This window comes from Streptomyces sp. NBC_01803, assembly GCF_035917415.1.
GTDB lineage: Bacteria > Actinomycetota > Actinomycetes > Streptomycetales > Streptomycetaceae > Streptomyces.
The window spans coordinates 2,422,843-2,448,071 of the sequence record NZ_CP109073.1 but is presented as its reverse complement, the minus strand read 5'-3'; the positions used below and the strand labels follow the sequence as shown (position 1 = coordinate 2,448,071).

At 72.2% G+C, this 25,229-nt stretch carries 26 protein-coding genes; 20 read left to right on the top strand and 6 right to left on the bottom strand.

Translation table 11 applies throughout. From position 1 onward, the window contains the following. Positions 1-16 precede the first annotated feature (16 nt). Complete coding sequence (locus OIE51_RS10585) at positions 17-535, bottom strand: DUF6879 family protein (protein WP_326597216.1); 519 nt, start codon at positions 533-535, stop codon at positions 17-19. Positions 536-584: 49 nt separating this feature from the next. Continuing rightward, positions 585-890 carry a hypothetical protein gene (locus OIE51_RS10580; protein ID WP_326597214.1) on the bottom strand — a complete coding sequence of 102 codons (306 nt, stop codon included), beginning with the start codon at positions 888-890 and terminating at the stop codon, positions 585-587. An 808-nt stretch (positions 891-1,698) separates the two neighbouring features. Between OIE51_RS10580 and OIE51_RS10575 the strand changes: the two genes are divergently transcribed. Beyond that, a complete protein-coding gene (locus OIE51_RS10575) occupies positions 1,699-2,217 on the top strand; it encodes a DUF6879 family protein (RefSeq protein ID WP_326597213.1) in 519 nt (172 codons plus the stop codon). A gap of 5 nt (positions 2,218-2,222) precedes the next feature. Beyond that, entirely contained in the window at positions 2,223-3,092 is an 870-nt protein-coding gene (locus OIE51_RS10570) for a helix-turn-helix domain-containing protein (protein WP_326597212.1), read from the top strand. Between the two features lie 267 nt (positions 3,093-3,359). Here OIE51_RS10570 and OIE51_RS10565 read toward each other — a convergent pair whose 3' ends face one another. Beyond that, complete coding sequence (locus OIE51_RS10565) at positions 3,360-5,075, bottom strand: dolichyl-phosphate-mannose--protein mannosyltransferase (RefSeq protein WP_442811898.1); 1,716 nt, start codon at positions 5,073-5,075, stop codon at positions 3,360-3,362. Positions 5,076-5,153: 78 nt separating this feature from the next. Here OIE51_RS10565 and rsmI point away from each other — a divergent pair, with 78 nt between their 5' ends. From rsmI to OIE51_RS10490, 15 genes are all read left to right on the top strand, one after another. Beyond that, positions 5,154-6,011, top strand: coding sequence for a 16S rRNA (cytidine(1402)-2'-O)-methyltransferase (gene rsmI, locus OIE51_RS10560; RefSeq protein WP_326597211.1), 858 nt, complete (start codon positions 5,154-5,156; stop codon positions 6,009-6,011). A 428-nt stretch (positions 6,012-6,439) separates the two neighbouring features. Then, entirely contained in the window at positions 6,440-7,288 is an 849-nt protein-coding gene (locus OIE51_RS10555) for a TatD family hydrolase (protein WP_326597210.1), read from the top strand. A gap of 14 nt (positions 7,289-7,302) precedes the next feature. Further along, the gene (gene rsmA / locus OIE51_RS10550) at positions 7,303-8,154 is read left to right on the top strand and encodes a 16S rRNA (adenine(1518)-N(6)/adenine(1519)-N(6))-dimethyltransferase RsmA (protein WP_326597209.1); all 852 of its coding nucleotides are present in this window, start codon (positions 7,303-7,305) and stop codon (positions 8,152-8,154) included. Positions 8,155-8,270: 116 nt separating this feature from the next. Next, positions 8,271-9,227 carry a 4-(cytidine 5'-diphospho)-2-C-methyl-D-erythritol kinase gene (locus OIE51_RS10545; protein ID WP_326597208.1) on the top strand — a complete coding sequence of 319 codons (957 nt, stop codon included), beginning with the start codon at positions 8,271-8,273 and terminating at the stop codon, positions 9,225-9,227. Beyond that, the gene (locus OIE51_RS10540; protein ID WP_326597207.1) at positions 9,220-11,019 is read left to right on the top strand and encodes an ABC-F family ATP-binding cassette domain-containing protein; all 1,800 of its coding nucleotides are present in this window, start codon (positions 9,220-9,222) and stop codon (positions 11,017-11,019) included. The genes OIE51_RS10545 and OIE51_RS10540 overlap by 8 nt, the downstream gene beginning before the upstream one ends. A gap of 261 nt (positions 11,020-11,280) precedes the next feature. Continuing rightward, on the top strand, positions 11,281-12,846 hold the full coding sequence (locus OIE51_RS10535) for an outer membrane protein assembly factor BamB family protein (protein WP_326597204.1): 1,566 nt from the start codon (positions 11,281-11,283) through the stop codon (positions 12,844-12,846). An 84-nt stretch (positions 12,847-12,930) separates the two neighbouring features. After that, on the top strand, positions 12,931-13,608 hold the full coding sequence (locus OIE51_RS10530; protein WP_326597203.1) for a response regulator transcription factor: 678 nt from the start codon (positions 12,931-12,933) through the stop codon (positions 13,606-13,608). A gap of 292 nt (positions 13,609-13,900) precedes the next feature. Beyond that, positions 13,901-14,890 (top strand): UDP-glucose 4-epimerase GalE, encoded by a 990-nt coding sequence (gene galE / locus OIE51_RS10525; RefSeq protein WP_326597202.1) that lies wholly within the window; start codon positions 13,901-13,903, stop codon positions 14,888-14,890. After that, the gene (galK, locus tag OIE51_RS10520) at positions 14,887-16,032 is read left to right on the top strand and encodes a galactokinase (RefSeq protein ID WP_326597201.1); all 1,146 of its coding nucleotides are present in this window, start codon (positions 14,887-14,889) and stop codon (positions 16,030-16,032) included. The genes galE and galK overlap by 4 nt, the downstream gene beginning before the upstream one ends. Before the next feature lie 240 nt (positions 16,033-16,272). After that, the gene (locus OIE51_RS10515) at positions 16,273-16,923 is read left to right on the top strand and encodes a response regulator transcription factor (protein WP_326597199.1); all 651 of its coding nucleotides are present in this window, start codon (positions 16,273-16,275) and stop codon (positions 16,921-16,923) included. A 119-nt stretch (positions 16,924-17,042) separates the two neighbouring features. Further along, the gene (locus tag OIE51_RS10510) at positions 17,043-17,870 is read left to right on the top strand and encodes an SAM-dependent methyltransferase (protein WP_326597197.1); all 828 of its coding nucleotides are present in this window, start codon (positions 17,043-17,045) and stop codon (positions 17,868-17,870) included. A 133-nt stretch (positions 17,871-18,003) separates the two neighbouring features. Beyond that, on the top strand, positions 18,004-18,246 hold the full coding sequence (locus OIE51_RS10505; protein WP_326597196.1) for a hypothetical protein: 243 nt from the start codon (positions 18,004-18,006) through the stop codon (positions 18,244-18,246). Beyond that, positions 18,218-18,742, top strand: a complete 525-nt coding sequence (locus OIE51_RS10500) for a DUF6879 family protein (protein ID WP_326597195.1) — start codon at positions 18,218-18,220, stop codon at positions 18,740-18,742. Before OIE51_RS10505 ends, OIE51_RS10500 begins: the two co-directional genes overlap by 29 nt. A 21-nt stretch (positions 18,743-18,763) precedes the next feature. Further along, positions 18,764-19,615, top strand: coding sequence for a helix-turn-helix domain-containing protein (locus OIE51_RS10495; RefSeq protein WP_326597193.1), 852 nt, complete (start codon positions 18,764-18,766; stop codon positions 19,613-19,615). Positions 19,616-19,711: 96 nt separating this feature from the next. Next, the gene (locus OIE51_RS10490; RefSeq protein WP_326597191.1) at positions 19,712-20,845 is read left to right on the top strand and encodes a methyltransferase domain-containing protein; all 1,134 of its coding nucleotides are present in this window, start codon (positions 19,712-19,714) and stop codon (positions 20,843-20,845) included. Between the two features lie 37 nt (positions 20,846-20,882). On the opposite strand, the gene OIE51_RS10485 is transcribed toward OIE51_RS10490, so the two are convergent. Beyond that, the gene (locus OIE51_RS10485; protein ID WP_326600589.1) at positions 20,883-21,380 is read right to left on the bottom strand and encodes a MarR family winged helix-turn-helix transcriptional regulator; all 498 of its coding nucleotides are present in this window, start codon (positions 21,378-21,380) and stop codon (positions 20,883-20,885) included. Positions 21,381-21,483: 103 nt separating this feature from the next. On the opposite strand from OIE51_RS10485, the gene OIE51_RS10480 reads away from it, so the two are divergent. The 3 genes from OIE51_RS10480 (at position 21,484) to OIE51_RS10470 (ending at position 23,215) form a co-directional block, all read left to right on the top strand. Continuing rightward, positions 21,484-22,311 (top strand): trans-aconitate 2-methyltransferase, encoded by an 828-nt coding sequence (locus OIE51_RS10480; protein WP_326597190.1) that lies wholly within the window; start codon positions 21,484-21,486, stop codon positions 22,309-22,311. Beyond that, positions 22,308-22,706 carry a glyoxalase gene (locus OIE51_RS10475; RefSeq protein WP_326597189.1) on the top strand — a complete coding sequence of 133 codons (399 nt, stop codon included), beginning with the start codon at positions 22,308-22,310 and terminating at the stop codon, positions 22,704-22,706. The genes OIE51_RS10480 and OIE51_RS10475 overlap by 4 nt, the downstream gene beginning before the upstream one ends. 107 nt (positions 22,707-22,813) lie before the next feature. Next, complete coding sequence (locus OIE51_RS10470) at positions 22,814-23,215, top strand: rodlin (protein ID WP_326597188.1); 402 nt, start codon at positions 22,814-22,816, stop codon at positions 23,213-23,215. Positions 23,216-23,368: 153 nt separating this feature from the next. Here the strand turns inward: OIE51_RS10470 and OIE51_RS10465 are convergent, their stop codons facing one another. Continuing rightward, the gene (locus OIE51_RS10465) at positions 23,369-24,046 is read right to left on the bottom strand and encodes a TetR/AcrR family transcriptional regulator (RefSeq protein ID WP_326597187.1); all 678 of its coding nucleotides are present in this window, start codon (positions 24,044-24,046) and stop codon (positions 23,369-23,371) included. A gap of 7 nt (positions 24,047-24,053) precedes the next feature. Then, entirely contained in the window at positions 24,054-25,082 is a 1,029-nt protein-coding gene (locus tag OIE51_RS10460; protein ID WP_326597186.1) for an acyl-CoA desaturase, read from the bottom strand. Between the last annotated feature and the right edge of the window lie 147 nt (positions 25,083-25,229).

The following is a 25,229-nucleotide window of genomic DNA, read 5'->3' as shown; positions in this document are numbered from 1 at the left end:
AGGGGATGACCCGGTCTCAGGCGGGGTCGTACTCCTCGTGTGGGATGGCCCGTTGCCAGATCTGTTCGAAGGCGGCGGCGCAGTGGGTGATCAGCGCTTGATCGTTGGTGAAGTCGTACCCCACGAAATCGCCGTTGCCCGCAAAATGGTGGATGCGCGCGGTGTGGTCATCGAAGACCCAGAAATCGTTTCCCGGCAGGCTGAGGTCGGTCGCCATGCGCCGAGGCAGCCAGCGGACTTGCTCTCCGGCCAGCAGGTTCGCCGTGGTGACGTAGTGCTCCCAGCGGATGTACGGGGTGACCGGCTCCGAGACGATCCGGGCACGCCGCACCTCGACGCCCCGGGCGACCGCGTCCTCGATCGTTTGGTGGAAGGAACGCCTCCAGGAATCACGGTCGTTCCAGTCGGTGAGGTGTCCCTGCTGCCAGCTTTCGAAGCGCTCGTTGCTGTAGTAGACATCGCGCATCTCCAGATGGATGGCGGTCGTACGGCAATCAGCCAGCAGTTCGGCGAACGTCGGCTCGCTCGATGACATGGTGCGTCCTCTCATGAAATAGGCACCCGGCGGATCGGTATGCGTGAACTTACGTCCTCAACGGGCAGGGAAGGTTCGGATCGGTGCGGTTGGTGCTGCAGCCGATGATGTCCAGGGTGAAGAAGGCGGTGCCGCGCAGGTACCAGCCGGCGTGGGTGTCGCCGCCCCAGGTGAGTGTGCGTCCGACGTAGTCGGCCTTGGCGTCGAGCCGTTCGGGATGACGTTCGTGTTCGGCGGCGAAGTCGGGGGCGGCCCGGCGTAGTTCGTGGCAGAACCAGTCGGTCGCCTCCTCGGGACTGCGGAATGTGCGGGTGATGGCCTGCGCCGGGCGCAGCAGCCAGTGACTGATGGCCATCGGCGACAGGGGTTGGCGGCGAACGCGGGGGAGGCCGGCCGCCGGTCGGCCTCCCTGTCGAGCGTCCGGCGTTCACCCTGCCAGCGGTAGGCGTGGAAATGAGTTGGCGGGTTCATGGTCCTCGGTGGGCACAGGTGGGGGCCGCCCCCGAGCGGGGGCGGCCGAGTGGCTACTTGCGTCCGCAGCCGTCGCCGTCCCCACAACCGCCGGACTGACCACCCTCGGTCGGCTCGTCGTCACCGGGGTCGGCGGCGCCCGGAATCCATGGCGGGATGAGGTGCATGGGCGTCTCCTTCGTGTGCCGAGGCAGGCGCGGGTCCGTTTCGCGCCGGTGATGCACCACCCGTTCCGGGCGGGGGAGGGCCAATCCATCCGCCCGGAGAACGGGACTTCGACGGAGGCGACAGCGCGGGCTCCGGCCCGCTCCGCTCCGCAATCGAGACGCTACGGAGGGGTGGTGCCCTATGTCAGAAAACTTGCAGACACTTGCATCAGAACTGAGACGTTTTTGCGCCCTTGACGGAGCAAGTACACAGTCAGCAAGGTTGTGACAACGACTGCAAGCGACAAGACCGGAGGCCGCTATGTCCTTAGAGTTCGTTGGATCGACCCCCATACGACCTACGAGAACTGCGTTACCGTGTGGACGGACACGGACGCCATGGAGCTCTGATCCAGGGGTGGAACGCTGACGCCGAGACTCAAGCAGCCTGCGAGGCGATCAGTCCTGCCTTCGAGTCCGTTCCGGAGGGTGAGACGATCATCCGCATCCCGGCCCGCATGGTGCCGATGCTGAGGGAGGCGTGCGATGTCATCGAGCGAGCCGACGTTCGCCGAGCTGCTGGCTGACTGCAAGACGTCCGCTGTCCACTTGGAGATGCGGGACGTTTACTACAGCACTGAGCGATTTGAGAGCTGGCAGCAGGGTCACCTCACCGACTGGGACGACCGTGACTCCTGGTGGCACCCGTTCCATCAGATGGTCGCTGATGCGGTGGCCCGGGGAGTCGAAGTGCGGCGAGCCCGCATCGTCTCGGAGCCGGTGACCTCGTACATCCGCTGGGAGCACTACGTCACCATTGCGAACGTGCGCGCCGGTGAACGGGTCCGCTGGCTGCCGCGCCGGAACGCGACTGACCTGAGCCTGCCGGGCAATGACTTCTGGGTGTTCGATGACCACATGGCGCGCATCCATCACTTCGCGGGCAACGGAGAGCTCGTCGGGTACGACTTCACCGACGACCAGGGGCTGATCGCCCACTGCACGATCGCCTTCGAGCAAGTCTGGGACCGGGCGATCCCGCACGAGGAGTACGTGATTCGCTAGTCGCCGTGCCCGCCCCCTCTCTGTCCGGTGCCCAGAAAGCACGCGCAGCTCTCGCGGAACGCCTGCGAGAGCTGCGCATGGACGCCGAAATCACCGGACGTGAGCTGGCCGGCAGATGCGGCTGGAGCGAGTCCAAGTCGTCCCGGATCGAGAACGCCAAGACTGCCCCCACCGACGCCGACATCCGGGCGTGGTGCACGGCGTGCGGGACACCAGAACGCGCGGCGGACCTCATCGCCGCCAACCGCCAGGTCACCTCCATGTATGTGGAGTGGCGACGGCTGGAACGCGCCGGGCTCCGGCACCTTCAGCAGTCGAGCGTGGACCTGTACCAGCGCACACGGCGATTTCACGTGTACTGCTCGAATCTGATCCCGGGTCTCTTCCAGACCACCGCCTACGCCACGGCCCTACTGGAGACCATCGCCGGCTTCCGCCGCATCCCCAACGACGCCGCCGAGGCGGCGGGGGTGCGTGTGCGACGTGCACGTTCGGTCCAGGAGGGGAATCACCGACTGGCTGCCCTGGTCGAGGAAACGGTCCTCCACTACCGCATCGGCGATGTCGGCGTCATGGCAGGCCAGCTCGGTCAGTTGCTCTCTCTTATGTCACTGCCCTCCGTCTCGCTCGGCGTCATTCCCGCCGCCGCCGAGCGCCGGGGCATCATGTGGCCGTTGGAAACCTTCACTATGTTCGACCAGCGACTCGTTCGCGTGGAACTTCTCTCGGCCTCGGTGAAGATCACCGCGCCCAGCGAAGTCGCCCTCTACCTCCGCGCCTTCGAGCAACTCTCCACCCTCGCCGTCCACGGCGCCCAGGCGCGCGCCCTCATCGTCGCCGCCATTGAGAAGCTGACGACCGCCGAGAACGGCTGAGGGTCAGCCGTTCTGGCGTAGCTCGCCCCGGAGCGACGGGCGGTGTGGGGGCCAGCCGAGGTCGGTGTGGGCACGGGTGGCGGTGGCGGTCTGGTCGAGGAGGAAGGGTTCGACCATCGCCCCAGCGCTGGGCCCCAGCGCCGGGCCGCGTCGGCCGGTCCCAGGGCTCGGCCCGGGCGCCGTGGCGGGCGGCGACGGCCCGGGCGATCCGCCGCCCGTCCGCGTCCGCCCACGAACTCGATGGCGCGCGACGATCGTTCGGAGTGTCTACACCCAGGTGCCGAGCCACATCCGGGCGCGCCAGCCGTCCAGGGGGATCTCCATGCCGGTGTAGATCGGGTAGAAGTAGATGAAGTTCCACACGATCAGCAGCACCAGCACCCCCACCGCCACGATGCCGATGACGCGCCGCTGTTCGCCGCAGCCCGGGGGGCCGAGGAGGGCGCCGAGCATCATCGTCACCGCCAGGCACAGGAACGGAACCAGGACCACCGCGTAGAAGTAGAAGATCGTCCGCTCCTGGTACATGAACCAGGGCAGGTACCCCGCCGCCACCGCGCACAGGATCGCGCCCGCGCGCCAGTCGCGGCGGAACAGCCAGCGGTACAGCGCGTAGGCCAGCGCGAAGCACGCCGACCACCACAGCAGCGGGGTGCCCAGGGCCAGCACCTCGCGGGCGCAGCCGCTCGCGTAGGCGCAGCCGCCCTCGCCCGGATCGCGGGAGTTGTAGAAGTAGGTCACCGGGCGGCCCGCGACGAGCCAGCTCCACGGGTTCGACTGGTAGTCGTGCTCCGAGGTGAGGCCGACGTGGAACTGGTAGACCTCCGACGTGTAGTGCCACAGGCCGCGCAGCGGCGCGGGCAGCCAGGCGTACGAGTCGTCCTCCGTCGACTGCGCGGCCCACTGGCGGTAGTACCCGTCGGAGGTCAGGAACCAGCCGGTCCAGGACGCCAGATAGGTGACGAACGCGACCGGCACCATCGACAGGAACGCGGGTGCCGCGTCCCGCCGCAGCGTCGCCCGGGGCGCGTGCGGGGCGCCGGCCGTGCGGCGGGACGCGGCGTCCCACAGGACGGTCAGAATGCCGAACGCGGCCAGCACGTACAGCGCGTTCCACTTCGTCGCGCACGCCAGGCCCAGGCAGACCCCGGCCGCGATCCGCCAGGGGCGCCAGGCGAGCCGGAGCCGTTCCCCGACCGCCGCGTCCGAACGGAGCAGCCCGTCCGCCCCCTCCGGCAGCGCGGCGGCCAGCCGGGCGCGGGCCGCGTCGCGGTCCACGAGCAGGCAGCCGAACGCGGCCAGCAGCCAGAACATCAGCACCAGGTCCAGCAGCGCCGTGCGGCTCATCACGAAGTGCAGCCCGTCGACCGCCATCAGCAGCCCGGCGACGCACCCCAGCACCGTGGAGCGGAACAGCCGGCGGCCGATGCGGCAGAGCATCAGCACCGACAGCGTGCCGAGCAGCGCCACCATGAAGCGCCAACCGAACGGCGTCAGCCCGAAGATCCACTCGCCCAGCGCGATGACCCACTTACCGCCCGGTGGGTGCACGACGTACGACGCGGTGTCGTCGAACGGGATGTCGCCCGCGATGATGCGGTCGTTGGCGTCCTCGGGCCACTCGGTCTCGTAGCCCCTCTTCAGGAGCGACCAGGCGTCCTTGGCGTAGTACGTCTCGTCGAATATCACGGCGTTCGGCGAGCCGAGGTTGACGAAGCGCAGCACGCCGGCGAAGAGCGCGACCAGCAGCGGGCCGCCCCAGCCGCTCCAGCGGGCCAGCCGGGCGGCGGCCGTCGGCGCGAACCCGAAGTACCGCCACAGCCGGGTCCCCGGCTCGGGGTAGGGCGGAACCAGCCGCTCCCGCACCCCGGCTGCCCGGCCGGGGGCGTACCCGAACCGGCGCAGCCGATGCTCCCAGGTGGGAGGGCGGGCGTGGGCCGGTTCGGGCGGGGTCTCCGTCATCACGGTCTGGCTGCTGCTCATCACCGGCCATCTTGGCATCCGGGCGGTGGGTTCCCGGTGAGGTTCGGCGATCCTCGGGGATCGGCGAGGATGAGGGGCATGACAGGCACGCTCGTACTGGCGGGAACCCCGATCGGTGATCTGGCGGACGCCCCGCCCCGGCTGGGCGAGGAGCTGTCCTCGGCGGACATCGTGGCCGCCGAGGACACACGGCGGCTGCGGCGGCTGGCCCAGGGGCTCGGCGTGCGGGTGGGCGGCCGGGTCGTGTCGTACTTCGAGGGCAACGAGGCCGCGCGCACCCCCGAGCTCGCCGACGAACTGGCGGGCGGGGCCCGCGTGCTGCTGGTGACGGACGCGGGCATGCCGTCGGTGTCGGACCCGGGGTACCGGCTGGTGGCGGCGGCGGTGGAACGCGGGGTGCGGGTGACGGCCGTGCCCGGCCCCTCAGCGGTGCTCACCGCGCTGGCGCTGTCGGGGCTGCCGGTGGACCGGTTCTGCTTCGAGGGCTTCCCGCCGCGCAAGGCGGGGGAGCGGGCGGCCCGGCTGCGCGAGGCGGCGGGCGAGCGGCGGACGCTGGTGTACTTCGAGTCCCCGCACCGCCTGGCCGCGACGCTCGCGGCGATGGCGGAGGCGTTCGGGCCGGACCGGCGGGCGGCGGTGTGCCGGGAGCTGACCAAGACGTACGAGGAGGTCAGGCGCGGGCCGCTGGCCGAGCTGGCGGCCTGGGCGGCGGAGGGCGTGCGCGGCGAGATCACGGTGGTGGTCGCGGGCGCGGAGCCGTCGGCGCCGGGGGCGGCGGACGCCGCCTCGCTGGCCCGGCTGGTCGCGGAGCGCGAGGCGGCGGGGCAGCACCGCAAGGAGGCGATCGCGGAGGTGGCGCGGGCGGCCGGGCTGCCGAAGCGGGAGGTCTTCGACGCCGTGGTCGCCGCCCGGGGAGCCGCCGTCCGCCCGGGCTGACCACCGGCCAGCCCGGGCACCCCGGCGCAGAGGCCCGGCCCGGCGGCACCCCGGCCTCGGCGGCCTCGGCGGCGCGGCCCAGCGACCCGGCGCGGCCCGGCGGCCCCGGCGCGGCCCGGCGGCCCCGGCTCGGCGCGGCGGCCCCGACCCGGCCCGGCGGCTCCGGCGGCGCGGCCCAGCGGCACCTTGCGGTGTGTCGGAATCGGGCCCTGTCGCGGCCTTAGGGTCTTCGACGCCGTGGTCGCCGCCCGGGGAGCCGCCGTCCGCCCGGGTGACCACCGGCCAGCCCGGGCACCCCGGCGGCCTCGACCCGGCCCGGCGGCCCCGGCGGCGCGGCCCAGCGGCCCCGGCTCGGCGCGACGGCCCGGCCCAGCGGCACCTTGCGGTGTGTCGGAATCGGGCCATGTCGCGGCCGTAGGATCGTGGGCATGCCCAAGTCCGCCAAGGCCAAGGCCGAGCAGCACCTGCCGCCACCGCTGCCCGAGCCGCTCGCCGTGCCCGTCACCGATTCGCACACGCATCTCGACATGCAGGACACCACCGTCGAGGAGGCCCTGACCAAGGCCGCCGCCGTCGGCGTCACGCGCGTCGTGCAGATCGGCTGCGACGTGGCGCGCGCCCGGTGGGCCGCCAAGACCGCGGCCGAGCACGAGGCCGTGTGGGCCGCCGTGGCCCTGCACCCCAACGAGGCCGCGCGCATCGACGGCGTCGAGGGCGCCGCCGCCCTCGACGCCGCGCTGGCGGAGATCGCCGAGCTGGCCGGGCTGCACCAGGTCAGGGCGCTCGGCGAGACCGGCCTCGACTACTACCGCACCGGCCCCGAGGGCACCGCCGCGCAGCAGCGCTCCTTCCGCCGTCACATCGCGCTCGCCAAGGAGCTGGACAAGACGCTGGTCATCCACGACCGCGACGCCCACGACGACGTGCTGCGGATCCTGCGCGAGGAGGGCGCCCCCCGGCGGACCGTCTTCCACTGCTACTCGGGCGACGTCGCCATGGCCGAACTCTGCGCCGCCGAGGGGTACTTCATGTCCTTCGCCGGCAATGTCACCTTCGGCAGCGCGCAGCCCCTGCGCGACGCGCTGGCCGCCGCCCCGCCCGAGCTGCTGCTCGTGGAGACCGACGCGCCGTTCCTCACGCCCACCCCCTTCCGCGGCCGGCCCAACGCCTCCTACCTCATCCCGGTGACCCTGCGCGCCATGGCCGAGGTCAAGGGGCTGAGCGAGGAAGAGCTGTCCCGCCACATCGCCGCCAACACCGTCCGGGCCTTCGGGTGAAGGGCGCGGAGCACGTGGAGCACGGTGACGCCCTGCTCGGACCGGCCGACGTCCGTGAGTTGGCCGCCGCCCTCGGCCTGCGCCCGACCAAGCAGCGCGGGCAGAACTTCGTCATCGACGCGAACACCGTCCGCCGCATCGTGCGCGCCGCCGGCGTCGGCGAGAACGACACGGTGGTCGAGATCGGCCCCGGGCTCGGCTCGCTGACCCTCGCCCTCCTCGACGCCGCCGGGCATGTCACCGCCGTCGAGATCGACGACGTGCTGGCCGCCGCCCTGCCCGCCACGGTCGCCGCGCGGCTTCCGGAGCGCGTCGGCCGGTTCTCCCTCGTGCACGCGGACGCCATGCGCGTCACCGAGCTGCCCGGACCGCCCCCCGGCGCCCTCGTCGCCAACCTCCCCTACAACGTCGCCGTCCCCGTGCTCCTGCACATGCTCGCCACCTTCCCCAGCATCGACCGGGCCCTGGTGATGGTGCAGTCCGAGGTCGCCGACCGGCTTGCCGCCGCGCCCGGCTCCAAGGTCTACGGGGTGCCGTCCGTCAAGGCCGCCTGGTACGCCGAGGCCCGGCGCGCCGGGGCCATCGGCCGGACCGTGTTCTGGCCGGCGCCCAACGTCGACTCCGGGCTCGTCGCCCTCACCCGCCGCGAGCCGCCGCGCACCACGGCCGGCCGGGAGGAGGTCTTCGCGGTGGTCGACGCGGCGTTCGCCCAGCGCCGCAAGATGCTGCGCTCGGCGCTGGCGTCCTGGGCCGGCTCCCCGGCCGCCGCCGAGGCGGCCTGCGTGGCGGCCGGCGTCTCGCCGGGCGCCCGCGGCGAGGCCCTGTCCGTCGAGGACTTCGCCCGCCTCGCCGAACACCGCCCGTAGCCCGCACCGGCCGCCCCAGGACCGTACCGACCGGCCGACCGCACCGGCCGCACCGGCCGCACCGGCCTTACCGACCGGCCCAACCGCACCGTTGTCCCGTCTCCGAGATTGATCGCATGCCCACACCCTCCCCGTCCGTCACGGTTCGCGTCCCGGCCAAGGTGAACGTGCAGCTCGCCGTCGGGCCGCCGCGCCCGGACGGCTTCCACGACCTGGCCAACGTCTTCCTCGCCGTCGGCCTCCACGACCACGTCACGGCGACCCTCACCAGCCCGGCCGGCCCCGCCGCGCCCGGCCCCGCCGCGCCCGGCGTCACCGTCACCTGCACCGGCCCCGGCAGCGAGCACGTACCGCTGGACCGCTCCAATCTCGCCGTCCGGGCCGCCGAGCTGCTCGCCGCCCGGCACGGGATCGAGCCCGCCGTCCGGCTGGACATCGTCAAGGACATCCCCGTCGCGGGCGGCATGGCGGGCGGTAGCGCGGACGCCGCCGGTGCCCTGCTCGCCTGCGACACCCTCTGGGGCACGGCCACCCCCCGCGCCGAGCTCCTTCGGCTGTGTGCCGAGCTGGGCTCCGACGTGCCGTTCAGTCTGGTCGGCGGCGCGGCCCTGGGCCGGGGGCGCGGTGAGCGGCTGACCGCTCTGGCCGTGTCCGGGCCGTTCCACTGGGTCTTCGCCCTCGCGGACGGCGGCCTGTCCACCCCCGAGGTCTACCGCGAGTGCGACCGTCTGCGCGGTGACCGGCCGGTCACCGCGCCCGAGCCCGACCCCGCCCTCCTCGAAGCCCTCCGCACCGGCGACGCGCCCGCGCTCGCCGCCGCGCTCGCCAACGACCTCCAGCCCGCGGCCGTTTCGCTGCGCCCCTCGCTGGCCGCCACCCTGGCGGCGGGCATGGCGGCCGGCGCGCTGGGCGGCCTGGTCTCCGGCTCGGGGCCGAGCTGCGCGTTCCTCGCCGCCGACGCCGGGTCCGCCGCCAAGATCACCAAGTCGCTGGCCGACAGCGGCACCTGCCGCGCGGCCCGGGCCACGACCGCGCCCGCTCCCGGCGCGACTACCATCGAGTCCTATGCCTGAAGCCGTCAAGAACCTCGTCAACCTGGAGTCCGTCCGCAAGGTCTATGGCACCAGGACCATCCTCGACGGTGTCTCGCTCGGCGTCGGCCAGGGCGACCGCGTCGGCGTCGTCGGCCGCAACGGCGACGGCAAGACCACCCTCATCCGCGTCCTGGCCCGCCTGGAGGAGGTCGACGACGGCCGCGTCACCCACTCGGGAGACCTGCGGCTCGGCGTCCTCACCCAGCACGATTCCCTCGACTCGGCCGCCACGGTGCGCCAGGAGGTCATCGGGGACGTGCCCGCCCACGAGTGGGCGGGCGACGCCCGGGTCCGTTCCGTGCTCACCGGCCTCTTCGGCGGCCTCGACCTGCCGGGTTTCCCGGACGGCCTGGACACGGTCGTCGGCCCGCTGTCCGGCGGCGAACGGCGTCGCGTCGCGCTCGCCAAGCTGCTGATCGCGGAGCAGGACGTGATCGTGCTGGACGAGCCGACGAACCACCTCGACGTCGAGGGCATCGCCTGGCTCGCCGCCCACCTGCGCGAGCGCCGCTCGGCGCTGGTGGTGGTCACCCACGACCGGTGGTTCCTCGACCAGGTCTGCACCCGGATGTGGGACGTGCAGCGCGGCACCGTCCACACCTACGACGGCGGCTACAGCGACTACGTCTTCGCCCGTGCCGAGCGCGAGCGTGTCGCGGCCGGCGAGGAGGCCCGGCGGCAGAACCTGATGCGCAAGGAGCTCGCGTGGCTGCGGCGCGGTGCCCCGGCCAGGACCAGCAAGCCGCGCTTCCGCGTGGAGGCGGCCAACGCCCTGATCGCGGACGTGCCGCCGCCGCGCGACAGCGCCGAGCTGTCGCGCTTCGCCTCCGCCCGGCTCGGCAGGACGGTCTTCGACCTGGAGGACGTCACCCTGCGCGTCGGCGGCCGGGACCTGCTGACGCATCTGACCTGGCAGGTCGGTCCCGGCGACCGCGTCGGCCTGGTCGGGGTGAACGGCGCGGGCAAGACCACCCTGCTGCGCGCCCTGGCCGACCCCGAGGGGTCGAAGGTCATCGCGGGTGGGCGGGTGACCGTGGGCAAGACGGTCCGGCTGGCCTATCTCTCGCAGGACGTGGCCGAGTTGGACCCGACCGAGCGGGTGCTCCAGGCCGTGGAGCAGGTGCGCGCCCGCGTCGACCTGGGCAAGGGCCGGGAGATGACGGCCTCGCAGCTCTGCGAGCAGTTCGGCTTCGGCAAGGAACGTCAGTGGACCCCGGTCGGGGACCTGTCGGGCGGCGAACGGCGGCGGTTGCAGATCCTGCGGCTGCTGATGGACGAGCCCAACGTGCTGTTCCTGGATGAGCCGACCAACGACCTGGACATCGAGACGCTGACCCAGCTCGAAGACCTCCTCGACGGCTGGCCGGGCTCGCTGGTGGTCGTCAGCCACGACCGCTTCTTCGTGGAGCGCGTGACCGACCGGGTGTTCGCGCTGCTGGGCGACGGCGATCTGCGGATGCTGCCGCGCGGCCTCGACGAGTATCTGGAACGCCGCGCCACCGTCCGCGACACGCCCTCCGCCGGCGCCCCGGCCGCCGCGCCGCCCGCCGCGAAATCGGCCCAGCTCTCCCGCGCGACCCAGAAGGAGATCCAGCGGATCGAGCGCCAGTTGGAGCGCCTGGACGAGAAGGAAGCCGCCCTGCACGGTGAGATGGCCGAGCACGCGACGAACTTCGAACGTATCGCGGGCCTCGACGCCCAGCTCCGCGAACTGGCCCGGGAGCGCGACGAGCTGGAAACCCGCTGGCTCGACCTCGCGGACGGCGACTAGGCGACCGGCGCCGGGCGGGGCGTGTGACGGCGGGCGGTCAGGAACCATGGCGGGCGGGCGGAAGTCCGATGGTAGAAAGAGTTCCGCTCGCAGGACGTTCGACCGGGACCGGGACCCGACCGGAACCGGCCAGGGGGATACATGTCACAGCCGCCACCGCCACCGCATCAGCCACCGCATCAGCCGCCGCCGGGTGAGTTCGGGCCGTCGGCCGGCGCGCCCGGGACCCCGCCGATCGCGCCGCCCGCGGTCCCGGGCGGGGTGCCAGGACAGCCCGGTTACGGATACCCGCAGCCGTACCGGTCCCCGACCATCGGTGGTCCCCCCGCCGTCGGCGGCGGCTTCGGCGCGCCCACCGCGCCCGGACCGTACGGGCCGCCCACGGGCGGCTGGGCGGCGCCCCCGGCGCCCCCCGCGCCGCGGCCACCGGCCTCCCGGCCGCGCGGGCCGCTGATCGTGATCGCCGTCTCCGCCGTGCTCGCCCTGCTGCTCGCGGGCGGCGGGGCCGTCTGGCTGCTCACCGGTGACGACGACCAGGAGACCGCCGCCGACCAGCCGAGCGGTCCCGAGGGCGGCGAGGGCGGCGAGGGCGACGGTGGGGGTGACGGCGGCCTGCCCGCCGAGCCGATTCAGGCCACGCTCGCCTGGGACCTGCCCTCGCCCCGGGTCACCGCGGAGCAGATCCTCATCGACGCCAAGGGCGCCTGGTTCGTGGACGACGCCTTCGTGCGCGTCATGCCCGACGCCCTCGTCTCCTACGACCTGGCGACCGGCGAGGAGAACTGGAGCCTGCCCTTCGAGTCCTCCGAGGGCAACTGCCTGACCTCGCCGAACGTCTCGGAGAACCGCGTCGCCCTCCTCCAGGGCCGCGACTGCGAGGTGCTGACGGTGGTCGACATCGCCACCGGCCAGGAGGTCATGAGCATGCCGCTCGACTCCGAGTGGCCGACCTCGTCGACCTCCTACCCCGCGATCCTCGGCGACGTGGTGGCCGTCGGAACCGGCGTCGGCGGCATGGGCTACAGCGTCTCCGGCGAGGAGAAGCTGTGGGAGTCCCGGGCGAACGACCGGTGCCGCGAGGGCGAGTACATGGTCGTTGACGACATGTTCATCTCCAAGCTCACCTGCGGCTCCCTCGGCGACGAGGGCGGCAGCGTGCGCGCCACCGACGAGGCGGGCACCGAGCTGTGGGAGTGGGAGTACGAGGGGACGTACGAGAACGAGGCGCTGTCGGTCGACTCCGTCGTCTCCGTGGACCCGCTGGTGGTCACCGCCACCGTGGGCGACGACATCTCCGCCCCCGGGGGTTCGCGCGTCTTCGTCGTGGACGAGCGCCACCGGGAGGTCGCGCACGACCTCGACTACGACATCGACCGGTACCTGAACCCGTGCGAGGTCAGCACCCTGCACAACTGCTGGCCCGGCGTGGTCCACGACGGCTTCCTCTACCTGCCGACCAACGTCCCCTACGGCGACAACGCGGTGGCCGCGTTCGACCTCACCACCGGCCAGGCCCTGTACGAGGTCGAGGCCATCAACGGCGGCCAGATCTGGCCGTTCGGCACGCAGGACGGCAAGATCCTCGCCTACCAGCCGGCGAGCGACACCCTGGAGGGCATGGTCGTCGCCATCGACCCGGAAACGGAGGGCGTCTCGCCGGTCATGGCGCTGGACCGGGCAGCCCGCGCCCAGGAGTTCGCCCTGATGTCGGGGTACATGGTTCATAATCAGCAGCCCATGTGGCACGACAACACCCTGGTGCTGGTCAACCGGGCGTTCTACGACGGCGACGACGCGCGCAGGCCGGCGCTCCTCGTCTACCGGTGACGGAACGGCCGGCCCGTCGTCGGCGACCGTGACCGTGACCGTGACCGTGACCGCCGGCGCGGCGAGAGCGAGCGGAGGAGACGTATGAGCGTTCGGGTCGTGGTCGTTGACGACAGGAGACTGGTCGCCGAGGCCCTCGCCTCCGCCCTGCGGGTGCGCGGCCACCGGGTGCTGGGCGCCGGGGCGCCCATCGCCCGGGGCGCGGACCTGGTGGTCGGCAAACAGCCGGACGTGTGTCTGCTCGGCTCGCTGGAGCCCGAAGTGCCGGGCGCGCTCGACCCGTTGCAGCGCCTGCGGCGCGAATGCCCGCGCGTGGCCGTCGTCGTGCTTGGTCCGGTGCCCAACCCGCGTGGCGTGGCGGCGGCCTTCGCGGCGGGCGCGCGCGGCTATGTGCGGCACGACGAGCGCATCGAGGGCGTGGAGCGCGCGATGCTGAAGGCCAAGGCGGGGGAGGCGGCGGTGACGCCGCAGCTGCTGCGCGACGCCTTCGCGGAGCTGCTGCACCCCCGGGTGGCCGGCCAGGAGGAGGGCGCGCGGCTGGCGGCGCTGCTGACCGACCGCGAGGCCGACGTGCTGGTGCGCATAGTCGAGGGCGAGGACACTCGACGTATCGCCGCCGGCCTCGGAGTCGCGCCCAGCACCGCCCGCACGCACGTCCAGCGGCTGCTCACCAAGCTCGGCACGGCCTCGCGCCTGGAGGCCGCCGCCCTGGCCGTCCGCACCGGACTCCTCGACCACCTCGCCGCCTCCCGGGGGCTCTGATCCCCTGCGGTCGGGCCCCGGCCGCGCTATGCTCGTGTTCCTTCATGTTCGACTCTGTGTGAACGTGCTCGATCCTCCGGCCTCCTGCCGGAGGGGCTGGTGAAGAAGACCACGCCCCGCTTGCCCGGGGACTTCGCGCCGAGCCCGGAACTCCTCACCGTCCGGTGCGGTCCCGGCAAGCTGGAAACACCCGGCCGGATCGGACTCCGGCCGGGATGCGTTCATCAGTGACGTACCGCACTGACGTACTGCCGGAGGCGGCGGCCGACCGGCTTCGAGAGGTGGTGACAGCGTGAGCGGGACGAGCGAGACCGCCAAGTACCTGGTGACCGGGGGCGCGGGTTACGTCGGCGGCACCGTGGCGGCGCACCTGCTGGCGGCGGGCCACCGGGTGACCGTGCTGGACGACCTGTCCACCGGCTTCCGCGAAGGGGTCCCGGCGGGCGCGGAGTTCGTGGAGGGCCGGATCCAGGAGGCCGGGAAGGTGCTGGACTCCTCCTACACCGGGGTGCTGCACTTCGCCGCGTGCTCCCAGGTGGGCGAGTCGGTGGCCGACCCCGAGAAGTACTGGCGGAACAACGTGGGCGGCACGATGGAGCTGCTGCGGTCCATGCGCGAGGCGGGCGTGCGCACCCTGGTCTTCTCCTCCACCGCCGCCGTCTACGGCGAGCCGGACGTCACCCCGATCACCGAGGACGCCCCGACCGCGCCGGGCAATCCGTACGGCGCGACCAAGCTCGCCGTCGACCACATGCTCACCGGCGAGTGCGCGGCGCACGGTCTGGCCGCCGTCTCGCTGCGGTACTTCAATGTGGCCGGCGCGCACCCGGGCGGGATACTGGGTGAACGGCACGACCCCGAGAGCCACTTGATCCCGATCATCCTCCAGGTGGCGCTGGGACGCCGGGAGTCGATCGCCGTCTACGGCACGGACTACCCGACCCCGGACGGCACCTGCGTGCGCGACTACATCCACGTGGACGACCTCGCCGAGGCCCATCTGCTGGCCCTGACGGCCGCCACGGCGGGCGAGCACCTGATCTGCAACCTCGGCAACGGCAACGGCTTCTCCGTCCGCGAGGTCATCGACACCGCCCGCCGCGTCACCGGCCACGCCATCCCCGCGGTCCCGGCCGCCCGCCGCCCCGGCGACCCGGCCGTCCTGGTCGCCTCCGCCGACCACGCCCGCCACCGGCTCGGCTGGCGCCCCAGCCGCCCCGACCTCGCCGGAATCATCGGTGACGCCTGGGAGTTCGCCCGGCGAGCGGACACGCGGCCATGACTCACGAGCAATTGTTCGGCGCCACCCCGGAGGGCCACTGGTCGGCCCCCGGCCGGGTCAACCTGATCGGCGAACACACCGACTACAACGACGGCTTGGCGCTGCCCATGGCCCTGCCACACACCGCCAAGGCCGCCGTCTCGCGCCGCGCCGACCGCCGACTGCTCCTGTTCTCCGGCTGGATGCCGGAAGCGGGCCCGGTCGACCTGGACCTGGACGCCCTCGCCCCGGGCACGGTCACCGGCTGGGCCGCCTACCCCGCCGGAGTGGCCTGGGCGCTGCGCGAGGCGGGCCACGACCTCGGCGGCCTCCACATCTCCTTCGAGTCCGATGTCCCCGTCGGCGCGGGCCTGTCCTCCTCCGCCGCGCTGGAGGTCGTCACCGCCCTGGCGCTGAGCGACCTCTTCGACCTGGGCCTCGCTCCCGCCGCCCTGGCCCGCCTCGCGCGGCGCGCGGAGAACGACTTCGCCGGCGTCCCCAGCGGCATCCTCGACCAGATGGCCTCCGCCTGCTGCACCGCCGGACACGTCCTGCGGCTCGACACCCGCGACCTCGGCCTCCGGCAGATCCCGTTCGCCATGGCCCTGGAGGGCCTGCGGCTGCTGGTGGTCGACACCCGCGTCCGGCACGCCCACGCCGACGGCGCCTACGCCGCCCGCCGCGCCGAATGCGAGGCGGGCGCCACGGCCCTGGGCGTGCCCGCGCTGCGCGACATCCCGATCGAGGGCCTGGCCGGGGCCCTGGCCCGCCTCCCCGACGACACCCTCCGCCGCCGCGTGCGCCACGTGGTCACCGAGAACGACCGCGTCGAGCGGGTCGTCGCGCTCCTCGACGTCGGCCGTGCCCGCGAGATCGGCCCGCTGCTCACCGCCGGACACGCCTCGCTCCGCGACGACTTCGAGGTCTCCTGCGCCGAACTCGACCTGGCTGTCTCGGCGTCGGTCGCGGCCGGCGCGCTCGGCGCCCGCATGACCGGCGGCGGCTTCGGCGGCTCGGCCCTCGTGCTGGTGGCCGAGGACACCGCCGACGCCACCGGCACCGTCCGCGCGGCGATCGAGGATGCCTTCGCCGCGGCCGGTCATCACCCGCCGCGTGTCTTCGAGGCGATCCCCTCATCCGGCGCGCAACGCCTCCCGGTGTGACGCCTGCGATACGCGCACTTCGGTGAAACCACTTCCGCCTCAGGCTGTCACCCGTAACCTGAGGAGGAGCATCGGTGGGGGCCGGTGCCGCTTCAGGGGGCGAGACAGGTGGGCGCGACGCTCATGGCCCGGCACCGGTGCCGTGCGGCGGCGGCCGTGCGGAGTCTCCCGGAGCCGGGACACCGGCGTCGCGCCCGCCGACCCCCGCCTTTCCGCTGCCGAGGCGACCGAGGGGCCGCTGTGGATCGAATTCGGGTGCTCGTGGTGGACGGGCACCGGATCTTCGCCGAGTCACTGGCCACCGCGCTCACCGCGGAGCAGGACGTGGACGCGATGGCCGTCGGGAGCGTGCCGGCCGCCCTGCACCAGCTCGAACGGGCGCCGTTCGACGTCCTGTTGCTCGACGTCGACCTCGACGGCGAGAGTGCGCTGCTCATCGCGGCGCGGGAACGTCACCCCGGCCTCCGGGCTGTCATGCTCGCGGCATGCGATGACCCGGCGCGGGCCGCCGTCGCCCTGACCGCCGGTGCCAACGGCTGGGTGGCCAAGGACAGTTCCCTGGCGAGACTCCTCCAGGTCCTCCGCGGCGTGCTGCGCGAGGAAACCCACATCGCGCCCGCGCTGCTCACCGGAGTCCTCCACGAACTGCACCGTGACCGCCGTCACCGCAGCGAACACGAGCGCCTGGTCGAGTCGTTGACCCCCCGCGAGCTGGAGGTGCTGCGCTGCATGCTGGCGGGCCTCGGCCGCAAGGCGGTCGCCGAACGGCTGTATCTGTCCCCGCATACGGTCCGCACCCACATGCAGAACGTCCTCGGCAAGCTCGGCGTCCACTCCACCCTCGCCGCCGTCGCCCTGGCCCGCCGCGCGGGCGTCCCCCCGGCGGAGTAGTCCCTGCCCTCGCCTGCCTCCGGGTGCGGCGGCCGGGGTGGCATATGCCGGATGCGTGTGTGAGAGATAAGTTGTCAGCGAGCAGATATCTCATGCACACATCGGCAGGAGTCGAGGCAGTGACGGACAACCAGCCAGCCAACAGCGGACCTTCGGGAATCCCCGACAGGATCGACACGTCCGTCCCGCACTCGGCCCGGTTCTGGAACTATCTGCTGGGCGGCAAAGACAACTACGAGCCGGACCGCCAGGTCGGCGACTACATCAAGGAGCACATGCCGGGACTGGTGGATGTCGCCCGGACCTCCCGGCACTTCCTCGCCCGCGCCATCCGGTACCTGGTGCTGGAGGAGGGCATCCGGCAGTTCCTCGACATCGGCACCGGGCTGCCCACCGCGGACAACACGCACGAGGTCGCCCAACGAGCCGCCGCCGACTCCCGGATCGTCTATGTCGACAACGATCCGCTGGTCCTGGCCCACGCCCGCGCCCTGCTGACCAGCACCCCCGAGGGCGTCACCGCCTATATCGACGCCGACGTGCGCGATCCGGAGGGCATCCTCACCGCCGCTGAGAAGACCCTGGACCTCGGCAAGCCGGTCGCGCTGGTCCTGATGGGCATCATGGGCCACATCAAGGACTTCGACGAGGCCAAGTCCCTGATCCAGCGCCTGCTGGCGCCCCTGGCGCCCGGCAGCTTCCTCGTCCACTACGACGGCACCAACACCACCGAGCAGATGGTGGCGGCCGAGGAGGAGTACACCGCCAGCGGCGCCGTGCCGTACTACGTCCGCGGCCCAGAGCAGATCGAGGCGGCCTTCGAGGGGCTGGAGGTGGTGGCCCCCGGGGTGGTGCGACTGCCCGAGTGGCGGCCGGAGTTCGACGGATTCGGCGGCCCCGCCGCGGTCGACGCCTTCGGCGGAGTCGGACGCAAGCCCCTCGCCTGACCGGCGCCCGACCCGTGCCCACCCGAGCCTGACCCGCGCTCCGTCACGCACTGTGCCGCCCTCTTGACGCTGCACAATCGCGTGGGCGATGGTCGTGCGATCCGGCACAAACCGCGGAGCGTGGGAGGCAGTCATGGCACTACGGTTCATCGCGAAGGACCCGAACACCAACGGGACCCAGTGCCCCACCGTGCTGGTGGACGAGCACAACGCCGATCTCGTGCTCCAGGGCTGGAAGGCCGACCCGGACACCGAGGAGGAGTGCGAGAAGTTCGGTCCGCTTCCCGAGACCGAGGCGGTGATCCGGATTCCCGCCCGCATGGTCCCCGCCCTCAGGGAGGCGTGTGATGTCGCAGAGCGATCGGCTGTTCGTTGACCTTCTGGCGAACTGCCGTCGTTCCGCCGTCCACCTGGAAATGAGAGACGTCTACGGGATCGAGGAGGAGGACGCGGCCTTCGCCGCATGGAAGGCCGGTCACCGGCCCGATCCCGGCGATCCGGACTCGTGGTGGACGGACTTCCACACCTGGGTGCGGGACGCCGTGGCCCGGGGGGTGACATTCCGCCGGGCCCGCATCGTCTCCGAGCCGGTCACGGACTACATCCGGTACGAACACGCCTGCACGTTCCAGAACATCGCCGCGGGAGAAGAGGTCCGCTGGCTCCCGCGGCGCCGGGCGTCCGACATCGCCCTGCCGGGAAACGACTTCTGGTTGTTCGATGACACCACTGTCATGTTCAATTATTTCACTGGTAAGGGGGGTTCAGCGGGCGCCGAGTTGAATCAGACCTCGCCCGTCGGGAAGCTGTGTTCTGCGGCGTTCGCCGCTGTGTGGGAGCGAGCTGTCCCGCATCAGGAGTACCAGGTCTGACGTACCACCGAGAGCAACCGCATGTCCGTATCGCCGTCCTCCAGCGCCCAGGCTGCGCGCGAGGCCGTCGCCGCGCGCCTCAGGGACATCCGCCTGGACGCGGGGCTGACCGGGCGCGGGCTGGCCATCCGCTGCCGCTGGAGCGAGGCCAAGACCTCCCGCATAGAGAACGCCAGGACGCCGCCCTCGGACGCCGACCTCCGCGCGTGGTGCGAGGCGTGCGGCGTTCCGGAAGAGATCCCCGATCTCATAGCCGCCTCGCGCAACGCCGAGTCGCTGTACGTGGAATGGCGGCGGTTGCAGCGCACCGGGCTGCGCAGGCTCCAGGAGTCCTATGTCCCGCTGTACGAGCGGACCCGCAAGTTCCGCGTCTACTGCTCGACGGTGATCCCCGGCGTGCTCCAGACCCGGGAGTACGCGGCGGCCCTGCTCGGCTCGATAACGCAGTTCCACGGCGCGCCGGACGACGTGACCGAGGCCGTCGACGCCAGGCTGGCCCGGTCCCGCGTCGTGCACGAGGGCGGTCGCCACTTCGCGCTGCTGGTCGAAGAGGCCGTGCTGCGCTACCAGATCGGCGACGCGGAGACGATGGCGGGCCAACTCGGCCATTTGCTCTCCGTCATGGCGCTGCCGTCGGTGTCCCTCGGCGTGATCCCGTTCAACGCGGGCGCGCGCCGGCTGTGGACGCTGGAGACCTTCAGCCTCTACGACTCGAAGCAGGCGTTCGTGGAATTGCTGACGGCCCAGGTCACCATCACGTCGCCCAGCGAAATGGCCATGTACGAGCGGGCGTTCAGCCAGATGTCGCGACTGGCGGTCTACGGGCCCGAAGCGCGCGCGCTCATCGGAGCGGCTGCGGCCTCACTTAGTTGACTGGTGCGAAAACCGGTGCAAGTTCGTGGCCGGTTCTCGCCAACCGTTCTTACCTTCCTCCTGTGAAACGAAGCTTGCGAGGCCGCGGAGTGGCACGTGTGCGTTGACGTAGACATGGAGGCGCCGCGCCGACGGCTGATGGAGGCGCTGGCGCACGGGGGGCACTTCCAGTCGGGGTGGATGGAGGCGGTCTTCGAACGCGTTCCCCGCCACCTGTTCGCGCCCGAGACGGTGTGGCGCCGCAACCCCAACGGGCCCGGCTGGACGCCGGTCCGCTGGACGGATGACCCCGACCGGTGGACGGAGATGGTGTTCTCCGAGGAGGGCGTCGTCACCCAGCTCGACCCCAGCGGCCGGGAGCCGACCAGCTCGATCAGCCCGCCCGCCGCCGTGCTGAACATGCTGGCCTCGCTCGAACCCCGGCCCGGCGAACGGGTCCTGGAGGTGGGCACCGGCAGTGGATACCACGCGGCGCTGCTGTGCGAGAGGGTCGGAACCGGCCAGGTCACCAGCGTGGAGATCGACGCCGCACTCGTCCGCCGTTCCGTGCGGGTGCTGGCGGACGCCGGGTACCGGCCGCATGTGGTGTGGGGCGACGGGGAGTTGGGATGGCCCGACGGCGCCCCCTACGACCGGCTGATCTCCACGGCCGCCGTTCGGCGCGTCCCGCCCGCCTGGCTGGAGCAAGTGCGGCCCGGCGGCGAGATCGTCACCCCCTGGTACCCCAACTACCACGGGCGCGGTCTGATCTGGCTGCGGAGGAACGAGGACGGCACGGCACGCGGCTGGTTCCACGGCGGCGAGTCGTTCATGCCGGTGCGCGGCCAGTGCGTGGCGGGGCGGGACCCACGGGGGATATGGGCGGCGACGTATCGCGAGGCGGAACGGTTCAGCGGCCCGGCGGTCGATCTGTCGGACGTGGACTCGCACGGCGAGTTCGCGCTGAGCGTGCTGCTGCCCGGCGTCGCGTACTGCCGGCAGGCGGGCGACGACGACTGGTTCTTCCTGGACGGGGAGGGCGGCACCGTCTCCTGGGCGCGGGTCACGCCCAGCGCCTCCTACCGGCACGGCCCGCGCGACCTGCTGGCGGATGTCGACTGGGCCCTGGACTGGTGGCGCGCCCGCGACCGGCCGCGCCTTTTCGACTTCGGGATCACGGTCACCAAGGACCAGCAGGACATCTGGCTCCGCACCCCCGATCGGGTGGTCAGCACTCCGGGCGACCGCTGAGCGAGAGCCCCGGCGTCCCGGCCGGGGCCGCCGGGGCTCAGACCGGGGTGTTGTCGAACGGCGCGGTCAGGACGCGCAGCAGGGCCGCCAGGTCGCGGCGCTGCGCGGTGGTCAGGTCGCCGAGCAGGGCGCGTTCCTGGGTGAGCAGGTCCGCCAGCGCCTCGTCGGCGTGATGCTGGCCCGACGTGGTCAGCCGCACCAGCACGCCACGCCGGTCGTTGGGGTCGGGCAGCCGCTCGACCAGGCCGCGCTTGGCCAGCCGGTCGATGCGGTTGGTCATGGTGCCGGAGGTGACCAGGGTCTGGGTCAGGAGCTGGCCGGGGGAGAGCTGGTACGGGTCGCCCGCGCGGCGCAGCGCGGTGAGCACGTCGAACTCCCACGGCTCCAGGTGGTGCTCGGAGAAGACCAGGCGCCGCGCCCGGTCCAGGTGGCGGGCCAGTCTGCTGACGCGGCTGAGCACTTCGAGCGGCTCCACGTCGAGATCGGGGCGCTCGCGCCGCCAGGCCGCCACCAGCCGGTCCACCTCGTCCTCCATGGCGTCCAGTCTAGTAGTTCTGTCGATGTGAAGTCTCACGACCTGAAGTTTCATGGTATAGAGCTTCTTGACATCAAGATAAAGCGCGGGCAGGCTCCCTCCCATGTCACACGCACCGCGGACCCGGTGGGACCCCGCCCAGTACCAGCGGCACAGCGGACACCGCGGGCGCCCCCTGCTCGATCTCCTCGTCCGCGTCCCGCCCCTGCCCTCGCCCGCCGCCCCGCGCGTCGCCGACCTCGGCTGCGGACCGGGCCGCCCCAGCCTCCCGCTGACCGAACGCTGGCCCGACGCCCACGTCACCGGCTACGACAACTCCCCGGCGATGCTGGCCGAGGCCGCCGCGCACGCCGGGCCGACCCCCGGCGGCGGCTCGCTCGACTTCGCCCACGCCGACCTGGTCGACTGGCGGCCCACCGAGCCGTTCGACCTGATCCTGTCCAACGCCGCCCTCCAGTGGGTGCCGGACCACGCCGACCGCTTCCCCTCGTGGGTGGCGGGCCTCACGCCCGGCGGGGTGTTCGCCTTCCAGGTCCCGGGGAACTTCTCGGCCCCCAGCCACGTGCTGATGCGCGAGCTGTGCGAGAGCCCGCGCTGGCGCGGCCGGCTCGGCGGCGTGCCGCCCCACCCCGACATGGTGCTCACCCCCGAGGCGTACGTCGGGATCCTGGCCGGCCTCGGCTGCGCGCCCGATGTCTGGGAGACCACCTACCTCCACGTGCTGCGCGGCGAGGACCCGGTGCTGGACTGGGTCTCCGGGACCGGCCTGCGGCCCGTCCTGACCGCCCTGGAGGGCGATCCCGAAGCCCGCGAGGCGTTCCTCGCCGAGTACCGCGGCGCCTTGCGCGCCGCCTATCCGCCCGGCGGCCATGGCACGCTCTTCCCGTTCCGCCGGGTCTTCGTCGTGGCCCAGCGGACGGAGGCGCGATGATCACCGGACTCGACCACGTCCCGCTGGCCGCGCCGCCCGGCGGCGAGCAGCGGCTGCGCGCCTCCTGCGCCGGGGTCCTGGGCATGGCCGAGCCGCCCAAGCCGCCCGCCTTGGCCGCGCGTGGCGGCTGCTGGTTCGCCGCGGGCGACCGCGTGCTCCACCTCGGCATCGAGGCCGGGTACCGGCCGCCGGGCAAGGCCCACCCCGGCATCCTCGTCGCCGGCATCGACGCCTTCGCCGCCCGCCTCGCCGCGCACGGCGCCCGGGTCGAAGGGGACGGCGCCCGGGTCGAAGGGGACGGTGACCTTCCGGGCCACCGGTGGTTCTTCAGCGAGGCCCCGGTCGGCAACCGGCTGGAGTTCCTCATGCCCAAACCGCCAAGACAGTGCCATTGAGGCACAACGTTGGGCGAATCGGGTGAACAGCGGCAACCGAATCCCCCCAGGCGCGTTGTGCAGGGCGCTCCAACACAGGGCATTCCAGAACCCGGAAGGACAAGCTAGTGATCAAGAAGACGCTTGCCACGGTCGCGGTCGCGGCCTCGGTCGTCGGCGCGACGGGCCTCGCCGCCGCCCCCGCCATGGCGATCGGCGGCGACGACGAGTCGGGCAACGCCGCCACGGTGAACGGCAACGGGTCGAAGAAGGTGTACGGAAACACCACGACCGGCGGCTACATGAGCCCGAACGTCGCCCTGGTCAGTGGCTCGCTCAACGATGTCTGCGTCCCGATCGATGACATCAGCAGCGCCGTCCCGATCGTCGCCATCCCCGACGACATCCTCAGCGGCCAGCCCGACCAGGAGTGCGCCGAGAACTCCACGCAGGTCAAGGGCGACGACCCGCTGTCGAGGCTCCTGTCGGACATCTCGTTGCTCTCCGAGAACGGTGTGAGCAGGCGCTGACCCGCCGGCGTTGCCGCCCGGCCCGCGGACTCCGGGTTCTTCGGCCTTCTGACCGGTGCTCCGCAACGCACGACTCCCCCTCCGAAGCGCTCAGCTCCGGAGGGGGAGTCGTGCTGTCGTCCCGGACGCGGCTCGATGAGACTCGGACGCGGCTCAGGTGCGGCGGCGGCCGATCAGCCGCGGGTGGTGCTCCAGCCCCTGGAGGCCGTGCCAGGCCAGATTGACCAGGTGCGAGGCGACCTCCGCCTTCTTCGGCCGGCGCACGTTCAGCCACCACTGGCCGGTCAGCGCCACCATCCCGACCAGCGCCTGCGCGTACATCGGCGCCAGCTTCGGGTCGTACCCGCGGCTCTTGAACTCGTGCCCCAGGATGTCCTCGACCTGCGTGGCGATGTCCCCGATGAGCGACGCGAACGTGCCTGTGGACTGGGCCACCGGCGAATCGCGCACCAGGATGTGGAAGCCGTCCGTGTACTGCTCGATGTAGTCGAGCAGGGCGAACGCCGCCTGCTCCAGCAGCTCTCGCGGATGCCCCGCGGTCAGCGCGCCGGTCACCATGGACAGCAGACGGCTCATCTCGCGGTCGACCACGACCGCGTAGAGCCCTTCCTTGCCGCCGAAATGCTCGTAGACCACCGGCTTGGAGACCCCCGCCTTCGCCGCGATCTCCTCCACCGACGTGCCCTCGAAGCCGCGCTCGGCGAAGAGCGTGCGCCCGATGTCCAGCAACTGCTCCCGGCGCTCCGTGCCGGTCATTCGCCGACGGGCCCGCCGCGCGGGGCGGGCGGGCCTGTCCTTGCCACTGTCATTGATGCTGATTTCGGTCGCCACGCCCTCATCATGCCGCGTTGGCAGCGGCGTTTTCTTTCCGGTTTTCGTCCCCGTTCGTCTCGCGCGGGGTGCGCTTGGCGTCGAGTCGCGACTGCTTCGGCCAGCGGACGTCATAGGCCCAGCCGGCTTTCTCGAACCAGCGGATCAGCCGGGCACTGGAATCGACCTGCCCGCGGTCCACGCCGTGCCGGGCGGATGTCGGGTCGGCGTGATGCAGGTTGTGCCAGGACTCGCCGCAGGACAGTACGGCCAGCCACCACACGTTCCCCGACCGGTCGCGCGAGCGGAACGGCCGCTTGCCGGTGGCGTGGCAGATCGAGTTGATCGACCAGGTGACGTGGTGCAGCAGCGCGACCCGCACCAGCGAGCCCCAGAAGAACGCGCTCAGCGCGCCTCCCCAGGACCAGGTGACCAGGCCGCCGACGGCGGCCGGAGCGGCCAGCGAGAGCGCGGTCCACAGCACGAACTGCCGCGAGACGCGCACGATGTCGGGGTCCTTGAGCAGATCCGGCGCGTACGCGCGCTGGTCGGTCCGCTCGCTGTCGAACATCCACGCCATGTGCGCCCACCACAGGCCCTTCAGCAGGGCGGGCACGGTCTCGCCGTACCGCCAGGGGGAGTGCGGGTCGCCGTCGGCGTCCGAGTGCTGGTGATGCTTGCGGTGGTCGGCCACCCAGCGGACGACCGGCCCCTCGACGGCCATCGAGCCGGCGATGGCGAGCGCGATCCGCAGCGGGCGCCTGGCCTTGAACGAGCCGTGGGTGAAGTACCGGTGGAAGCCGATCGTGATGCCGTGACAGCCGAGGAAGTAGAACGCCCCCAGGAGGCCGAGGTCGAGCCAGCTCACGCCCCGGCCCCAGGCCAGCGGCACGGCGACCACCAGGGCGAGGAAGGGAACGACGATGAACAGCAGCAGCGCGATCTGCTCCATCGAACGGCGCCGCTCGCCGCCCAGCGTGCCGGACGGAAGTGGCTCGCCGGGGGATCGTTCCCCTGATGTGGGCGACGGCACGAGATCTTGGTCAGTGGACGACATGGGCGGTTCCTCGGGAGAGAGGGCACAATCGAGAAGTTCCAGCCACCTACGGGACCGTAACCTACGGCATCGTCAGTATGGCGGTTCGCCGTGTGGTCACAAGCCCCTCTACCCCCGGCGACCGCTATGTATCGGTTCTGTGGAGAA

Coding starts and splice junctions, on each gene's coding strand:
- OIE51_RS10530 (WP_326597203.1), top strand. CDS start 12,931: ATGAGCGTTCGGGTCGTGGTCGTTGACGACAGGAGACTGGTCGCCGAG.
- OIE51_RS10555 (WP_326597210.1), top strand. CDS start 6,440: ATGCCCAAGTCCGCCAAGGCCAAGGCCGAGCAGCACCTGCCGCCACCG.
- rsmI (WP_326597211.1), top strand. CDS start 5,154: ATGACAGGCACGCTCGTACTGGCGGGAACCCCGATCGGTGATCTGGCG.
- OIE51_RS10540 (WP_326597207.1), top strand. CDS start 9,220: ATGCCTGAAGCCGTCAAGAACCTCGTCAACCTGGAGTCCGTCCGCAAG.
- galK (WP_326597201.1), top strand. CDS start 14,887: ATGACTCACGAGCAATTGTTCGGCGCCACCCCGGAGGGCCACTGGTCG.
- OIE51_RS10575 (WP_326597213.1), top strand. CDS start 1,699: ATGTCATCGAGCGAGCCGACGTTCGCCGAGCTGCTGGCTGACTGCAAG.
- OIE51_RS10485 (WP_326600589.1), bottom strand. CDS start 21,380: ATGGAGGACGAGGTGGACCGGCTGGTGGCGGCCTGGCGGCGCGAGCGC.
- OIE51_RS10580 (WP_326597214.1), bottom strand. CDS start 890: ATGGCCATCAGTCACTGGCTGCTGCGCCCGGCGCAGGCCATCACCCGC.
- OIE51_RS10475 (WP_326597189.1), top strand. CDS start 22,308: ATGATCACCGGACTCGACCACGTCCCGCTGGCCGCGCCGCCCGGCGGC.
- OIE51_RS10505 (WP_326597196.1), top strand. CDS start 18,004: ATGGCACTACGGTTCATCGCGAAGGACCCGAACACCAACGGGACCCAG.
- OIE51_RS10460 (WP_326597186.1), bottom strand. CDS start 25,082: ATGTCGTCCACTGACCAAGATCTCGTGCCGTCGCCCACATCAGGGGAA.
- OIE51_RS10500 (WP_326597195.1), top strand. CDS start 18,218: ATGTCGCAGAGCGATCGGCTGTTCGTTGACCTTCTGGCGAACTGCCGT.
- OIE51_RS10495 (WP_326597193.1), top strand. CDS start 18,764: ATGTCCGTATCGCCGTCCTCCAGCGCCCAGGCTGCGCGCGAGGCCGTC.
- OIE51_RS10480 (WP_326597190.1), top strand. CDS start 21,484: ATGTCACACGCACCGCGGACCCGGTGGGACCCCGCCCAGTACCAGCGG.
- OIE51_RS10585 (WP_326597216.1), bottom strand. CDS start 535: ATGTCATCGAGCGAGCCGACGTTCGCCGAACTGCTGGCTGATTGCCGT.
- OIE51_RS10545 (WP_326597208.1), top strand. CDS start 8,271: ATGCCCACACCCTCCCCGTCCGTCACGGTTCGCGTCCCGGCCAAGGTG.
- OIE51_RS10565 (WP_442811898.1), bottom strand. CDS start 5,075: ATGAGCAGCAGCCAGACCGTGATGACGGAGACCCCGCCCGAACCGGCC.